Annotated in this window: 3 protein-coding genes; 1 reads left to right on the top strand and 2 read right to left on the bottom strand. The window is 64.1% G+C overall.

Translation table 11 applies throughout. The features are described from left to right. Positions 1 to 217 precede the first annotated feature (217 nt). Complete coding sequence (locus tag GF399_05875; GenBank protein MBD3399843.1) at positions 218 to 652, top strand: hypothetical protein; 435 nt, start codon at positions 218 to 220, stop codon at positions 650 to 652. 206 nt (positions 653 to 858) lie between these two features. Here the strand turns inward: GF399_05875 and GF399_05870 are convergent, their stop codons facing one another. Together GF399_05870 and GF399_05865 are read right to left on the bottom strand one after the other, a co-directional pair. Beyond that, complete coding sequence (locus GF399_05870) at positions 859 to 6,528, bottom strand: hypothetical protein (protein ID MBD3399842.1); 5,670 nt, start codon at positions 6,526 to 6,528, stop codon at positions 859 to 861. Between the two features lie 188 nt (positions 6,529 to 6,716). Further along, positions 6,717 to 7,206 (bottom strand): glycine--tRNA ligase subunit beta (locus tag GF399_05865; protein ID MBD3399841.1); only part of this gene is annotated, 490 nt, incomplete at its 5' end.

The raw sequence follows: 7,206 nt of genomic DNA, 5'->3' as shown, positions 1-7,206 counted from the left end.
TTGACATGCCTGTCGGGATTACTCTTTAAGCCATCTGCCACATCGCCTCCTTTACTTGTGGCATGATAGCATCCTGGTAACTCTCGTGACTACAAGATTATCACGATATATGATGATCCATAAGCGTTAAGGTATCCCAAAAGCTTAAAGGCGAATGAGAGGAAACTGCATTCGCTCGCAGTCTAACACCGTGTATCTAATGATTGAAAGGAGTCACATGAGGAAAACTATACTGTTGTTGGCTGTACTTGCCCTGTTCTTGGTGATCGGGTGTGAGGACGGGACTGGTGTCGAAAATGACCCAAAAAGACTGGACGAACAGGCGATCTCGGGAACTGTTTATCTTGGCGGTTCACAGGAAACCGCTGGTAACGCGCAAATAACGATAGGTTACCGACCCACCGGACAGAATAACTTCGTTGGCGCTTGGGATTATCAAGAAGATGGTTACAGTTGGCCTCAGCCCTACTTCACTGCGGACGAAAATGGTGATTTCAGCGCCCATTATGTTGAGGGAGCATTCGGAAAATATGGGCGTGTAACGGCGACGGATACCATCAGCGGAGATGTTTATGTGGGAGTGACCTATTTCACGTGGCCTTACGGCGGTTCTTGCACACATGATGTCCAAATCTTCCTTGAAGAAGACTGAACCGATAATCGTCCACCAGTCTAGGTCCTGCCTGGATCGAAGACGGAGTTACTTCGACCCCCTGGGCGTCAACATCGAACCCGCTTCCTGGGGCTACATCAAGAGCCTCCAGTATTCTCGCCCTCAGCGGCGGATTTGACGACCGGGGCCTTTGGGCCCCGGTCTTTGTTGTTGGTTTCGGCTTGCATCCCGCGCTGCGATCGTCTTCAGAACTTGATCTCCAGGGAGAGCTTGACGTCGAAGCTGGTGTAGTTGTAACCCACCGAGGTCTCGTTGACGAAGTCCTCGTAGGTCAGGGTCAAATCGGCGTAGATGTTGGTGGTCAGGTAGTAGGCGCCGGAGAGGGAGACGGTGCTGCGCTTGGTTTCGTCGGTGCCCGATTCCTCGTTGCCGTTGGTCAGCTTGTAGCTGTAACGGGCGTTGAGCCGCAGCTCGTTGCGCAGGGGTACATCGCCGCCGAGGAAGGGTACGGTGAAGGTGCCGGGCAGCTCGAGGTTGTAGGTCAGCGAGGCCGAGGGATTGTAGGAGTTGGTGACGCGGTGGGCGCCGCCGAAGCCGTAGTCCGAGGCCTCCTCGTCGGTGATCGTCGAGCTCTCGGTGTAGTCGGCGGTGGTGGAGAAGGTGTCCGACCAGGTGGCGCGCCAGGAGAAGCTGGGCGACCAGGTCCGGGTCAGGCTGACGCCGATCCACTTGGTCGTCGTCTTCTGGAAGCCGGCCTTGAAGATGGACTGCTGCAGCAGGTCGGAGAAGATGGGGAAGTACTTGGTCGTGGTCAGGGTCAGGTCGCCGGCGGGCCAGGTCTCGGTCCAGGTCTCGCTGGAGCTGCCGTAGCTCTCGCTCAGGTCCGTGGAGAAGGAGTACTTGAGCTGGGCCAGGATGAAATCCAGGTCGTGGAGGTCGGTGTTGGAAGAGGCGCGGAAGAACTCCAGCGGTCTCAGCCGCGTCGAGGCGGAGTAGGAGTACCCGCGACTCGCCGAGGTGGCCTCGCCGCCGTCGTGCCAGATGGTGTCGTACCCCCAGATATACTCGGCCGGCGGCAGGCTCTCGACGTCGTCGTAGCTAGAGCTGCGCCGCAAGGAGTAGTTGAAGCTGGCGGTCCAGGAGCCGAAGTAATCCTCGATCAGCAGCCCCGGACTGGTGGGCAGACTGGCGGAGAAGCTGTTGCTGATGCCCACGTCCCAGCTCTCCGGGTAATAGGTGCTCCCCGGGGTGTAGCGTTCGTTGTAGGTGGTCGAGTAGTCGAGGGAGGGCTGCAGCAGGCGGAACCGATTATAGGACAGCCCGACGCGGCCGGTCTGGGTGAAGCTGGTCGGCTCGTCGCGCAGCAGATCGCGCGAGTCCTTGAACGAGTAAGCCGGGGTGAAGGACAATCCGCGGGCGAACTGCCAGGTGATCGAGCTGGTCAGCTCGTGACTGCCGGTGAAGGAGTCGACGCGGCCGGTCTGCTCCTCGTAGGTGGTCTGATCGGTCGAGTAGAGGTAGCGGCCGTCGATCTTGGTCGGCAGCAGGAAGAAGCCCTGCAGCAGGGAGTAGTCGAGGTTGACGCCGTAGGTTACGTCGTGGTCGTTGCGGCCGTAGTTCTCGTTGTAACCCTTGTAGTCGGTGTACTTGAAGCTGAGCCGGGGCAGGCTGACCCGATTGAAGGCCAGGCTGGCGTTGATGGTGTCCGAGGTTGTCCGGCCGAGGTCGTCGAGGGAACCCTCGTAGGCGGCGATGTTCTCGACGTAGGTGTCGGCCCGGGTGTAGGAGGCGCTCAACGGCAGGCCGACCTTCCAGTCGTTGGGCATGAAGGCGCCCAGCTCCAGGGTGCCCGAGGCGCCCCAGTCCTCCCGGGTGATTCCCGTCCGGCTGAGTCCGATGGACTGGAAGTCGCCCTCGATCTTGGTGTAGGTGCCGTCGAGCCTGAGCACGTCGCCGAAGTCCAGCGAGACCCGACCCCGGGCGGCCTGGCCCTCACGTAGCTGGGTCTCGTGGAGGTCGATGTTGTTGACCCACATCCGCCCGCCCTCGTCGCCGAAACCGAAGCGCGGCGGCATCGGCTCCGTCGTCGTCACCCCGACGGCCATCCAGTAGACCCGGACAAGGCTGGGCGAACCGGTGACGGCCAGGTTGCCCTCGCGGTAGACCAGGGGGCGCTCGTCGGGGTCCAGGGCCTCGTAGGCCTGGCGCAGGGCGACCAGCTCGTCGAAAGCGATCTCCAGTTTCTGCCAGCCGGCGCCCATCTCGCCCAGGGCGCAGCGCACTTCGTAATAGTTATCGGCGTCGGAGCCGAAGCGGAAGGTGAACAGGTCGGCGGCGGACCGCTCGGGGTTGCGGTTGTAGAAGCTGATCGACAGCTCGCGGTGGCTGGTGAAGTCCCGGCTGTCGAGGAACTCCTCCTCGGTCAGGACGATGATCTCGTCCTCGGAATCGAGTACGCCGTTACCGGCGCCGGTTTCGGCGGGATCGTAGCCGGCCCAGCCGATGTCCTCACCCTCGTCGAGGATCCCGTTATGGTTGAGGTCCTCGGTGTTGAGGATGCCGTCGTTCTCGCCGGGATCGGGCGCCACGCCGTCGGCGGCCCGCCGGGGGCTTGCTGAAAGGCTGGTCGCCCCGCCGCCGGCGGCGGTGGGGCCGACCTCGAGGTTCCTGTCACCGCGCACACCGTCATAGCCGTAGTCCTCCCAGGCGGCCACCCGGTAGTGAACGTCGAGGGCCTGCTCGCGGATGGGGTAGCCGTCGTCGTCGGTGCGCGGCTCGAGGGGTTCGTATTCCCCTGAGGTGTCGGAGTCGATGGTCCCGGCCTCGATGCTGTTGGCCGGATTGTCCGGCTCGAGGGTGGTGGCCTTCCACTTGACGCCCTTGAGCTGCAGGCCGTAGATGTAGAGGGTGCTGGCGGGGGAGAAGGCCTCGTCACCGTCGGCCTCGATCCAGATGCGCAGGGTCTTGATGACCTTGTTGGCGGGCGGATTGTAGTCGCCGGGGCGGGGCGCGTCGAGCTCCAGGGGGATGCGCAGGGCCACCCAGCCGTTGCCCAGGTCCCGGCCGATGTACTCCGGCGGCAGCTCATCCAGGGGCACGGCGTAGCCGTAGTGGCTGCTCTCGGTGTCCAGCTGCAGATTGTAGTCCAGGTCCTCGGTGTTGAGGATGCCGTCGCCGGCGCCGATGGTCTCTTCGAGGTGGCCGTTGTTGAACTCCCAGCCGACGTCTTCGTCGTAGTTGAGCCGGCCGTCGAGCTCGCCGGGATCGTAACCGTAGCCCTGCCAGCCCTCCTCGGAGCCCTGGTCCTCGGAGTCGTAGCCGACGAAGGAGCCGTCGCCGGTGTAGTCGCCGTCGGCGTCTTCGTTGATCAAGCCGATATCGAAGTGCAGTACGCCGCCGTTGAAGGTGCCCTCGCGGTAGAGGTAGAGCTCCAGATACTGGAGGTTCTTCTCGCCCATATCCAGGCCGTTGGCGGCCACGATGCGGGCGATGGAATCCCAGCCCCCGGCCGAGCCCGGCAGGTCCTCCAGGGTCAGCACGGTGACTACGTCATCCTGCCAGTCGGGGTCGATGGTGCTCTGGACCCAGCTGGTGTCGTCGACGTCGATCAGCTCACGGTTCTCCTGGAGGTAGGCCGCGCCGCCGTAGCTCGGGGGCGAGCTGGGGCCCCACTCCCGGCCGTCCAGGGGCAGGGAGATGGTCTGGTGGGCGCTCTCCAGATCGTCGACGTGGCTGCGGCCGACGCGGTTGGGGTCGTAGTAGCTGTAGGCGTACTCGCCCTCGACGAGCAGGTTGGATTTGCTGTTCTCGTCTACGCCGGGCAGGAAGGAGACCAGGGAGGTCATGAAGTCGCTGTCCAGGTCCAGTTGGGCGTCGGCGTCGACGACCTGGTGGGCCGAGGGGATGGCCATCAACTCGGGGATGTCCTCTTCGTCGGCGGGTTTATCCGTCCACTCGCCGATGTAGGTGCCGCCGAGGGTCAGGAATTCCAGGGGCGTAAACTCCAGCCGCCCGCCGGCCAGGGTCTTGCCCGTATCGCCGAAGAGGGGTTGATACTCATAGGTGATCTTCAGGTCGGCGTCGGAGGCGTCGGCCCCGGAGACGAGGAATTCGATGTAGCCTGAATCGTAGTCGATGATGTAGTCGACGTCGCGCACCAGGCGGCGGCCGTTGAGGACGACCTCCTCGGAGCCGGGGATGATGTTGGGCCTGAGGAAGCGCGTCGTCGAGGCGGCGTGGAACTCGATGTGGATGTCGTAGCGGTGGTTGCGGTTGCCGTAGCTGGAATCGTAGGCGTCCTCGTCGGTGCCCTCTTCGCCCTCCTTCTGAAAGGGGTAGCGTTCGGGGAAGATCAGCAGGCCCTTGTCCGTGTTCAGGTGGGCCGGATCGATGGAGTCGTCGGAACCGTCCGGGGTCCGGGTCAGACCCAGGGCGCGCACCAGGGGCTCGTCGGTGTCGCCGTCGTCGTCGATGTCGCCGGCGTCGTTGGTGCGGTCCTGCAGGTCCTGGATGACCAGGACGAAGTCGGAGTCGAGCTCGATGCCCGTGGCCCCCAGATAGTAGATGTTCTGGTGCATGTACTCGTCGAGGCCGTCGGAGGTCTGGCCGATCTTGATCAGCTTGGGGTTGGGCAGTCCGCCGGAGCCGACGGTGTAGAGTGGGTTCTGGGGGCTGGATTGCAGGGCCACCGAATAGCTGACCGCGATATACTCGTAGTCCTGACGGGTGGTCTTGAAGTCGATCCGGCCGGTGTATTTGTTGACCGTATAGTCGTTGACCGGCTCGAGCAGCTCCCAGAACTCGGCGGAATAGGTCTCGCCGGTGGGGGTCGGCGGAACGGTCGGATCGTCGGAGGCCTCGTCGTCGTAGTAGCCGGCCTCGACGGCGTAGTAGTCGACACCGGATTCGTGCTGCTGGCCGGACTCGTAGACCCAGATGTCGACGAGGGCCGAGCCGTCGGCGGCCTCGGCGATCTGGATCGGGGTCTCGGTGTTCTGAAAGTGGTTGGGGTTGGTGTCGACGCGGTAATAGAGGTTCTCGGTGTAGTCGGTGTCGCGGATGTCGTCGCGCTGGAGCTGACCGGTGCCGGTGAACTCCTCCTCCTCGGTGACGCCCTTCTCCCGGCTGCCGATCAGGGTGAAGTTGAACCATTCGCCCAGGCCGCCCTCGACCTTGGCGCCGAAAAGACTCTTGGCCGAGTAGCTGACGAAGCGGGTGCTGGGCACGCTGAGCATGACGTCGCCCAGCTCGCCGCGCTTGATGAACTCGTCGTCCTCGCCCTCATAGATCAGGGAGATTTCGTTGCGGGCGTCGTTCTCCCGGGTGTCGTCGTAGTCGACGTTGACGGTGATCCGTTGGGCGATGGTGCCCTCGACGCGGATCTGGGTCTCCTGATCCATCGAGAAATCGTGCTGGCCGCCCTCCAGGGTCGGGTCCGGCGGGTTCTCGTAGTTTTTGGCGGTGTAGCCCAGCACGAAGAGCTTGCGGCCCGAGATCTTCAGCTTGGTGGCCAGCCAGTCGATCTCGATGTCGCTGATCAGGCCCTCGTTTTCCTCGACTTGGCGCTGGTGCTGACGGGCGCGTTCCGAAGCGACGGTGTTGTTGAACAGGGCGTAGCTGAAGGGGGTGCCGTGTTCCCGGCCCAGTTCGTCATGAGTCAGGCGCCAACTGCGGTAGCCGGCGACGATCTCGGCGGGGGCGGGCGGGGGGTAATTGAAATCGAAAAAGTCCTCGCCGGGGTCCCGGGGGGCGGGCTCGGCGAAGAACAGATCGATGTCCAGCACGCTCTTGTGCAGGTAGATCTTCTGGGTCTGCAGGCGATAGCTGAAGCGCGGCGCCCGGTAGGGCGTCTGGGCGACGGCCGAACCAGCGGCGACGGTCAGCAGCAGGCAGAGGATGGGAAGGCGTCGTGCCACGGAGGTCGGTTCCAGGTAAGCTGCGTCACCCTGGGACAGGGTTTCGACGGGACGGCGGAGGGGAAGACAGGATAAAAAGGGGGCCCCGCGGGCGTCAATCAAGCTACGCTGGGGTCCGGCGGGGGGTTCCCGCTACAAGGCGAGGGTGGGTCGCCGACCCACCCCTGCAGCGCTAGAGTTCGGCCCGCTCAAGGGGCGCCGATCCGGGACAGGTCGCCGACGACGCCGAAGAGCTCCACCAGCGAGGCCAGCAGGGCCAGGCGGTTGTCACGTAGGGCCTGATCGTCGGCCATCACCAGCACGTCGTCGAAGAAGGTGTCGATCAGCGGCCGGAACCCGGCGATGCGGGCGATGGCCCCGCCGTAGTCTCCGGTGGCGGTCAGCTCGGCCAGCTCACCGGACTCCCGAACCGCGGCCAGCCGTTCGGCCAGCGCGCGCTCGGCGTCCTCGACCACCAGGGCGGGGTCGAAATCGCCGTAGTCGATCCCGCGCTCGCCGGCCTGCTTGAGGATGTTGGCGGCGCGCTTGAAACCGGCGGCCACGTTGGCGAAGTCCTCGCCGCCCTTGGCCTCCGTCAGGGCCCGGGCCGCCCGCCAGGCCGCCCAGTAGCGTTCCGGGTAACGGGCCAGAGCCGCCCGGGCGGCGTCGGTGGCCGCCTCGAGCTCGACGAACAGGCGC

The organism is Candidatus Coatesbacteria bacterium (assembly GCA_014728225.1).
Lineage (GTDB): Bacteria > RBG-13-66-14 > RBG-13-66-14 > RBG-13-66-14 > RBG-13-66-14 > WJLX01.
Note: the sequence above shows the minus strand (reverse complement) of the source record. Positions and strands in the feature narration are given on the sequence as shown.

Bases quoted from the DNA above. Each gene is read 5' to 3' on its own strand.
- GF399_05875 (MBD3399843.1), top strand. From the start codon at position 218: ATGAGGAAAACTATACTGTTGTTGGCTGTACTTGCCCTGTTCTTGGTG.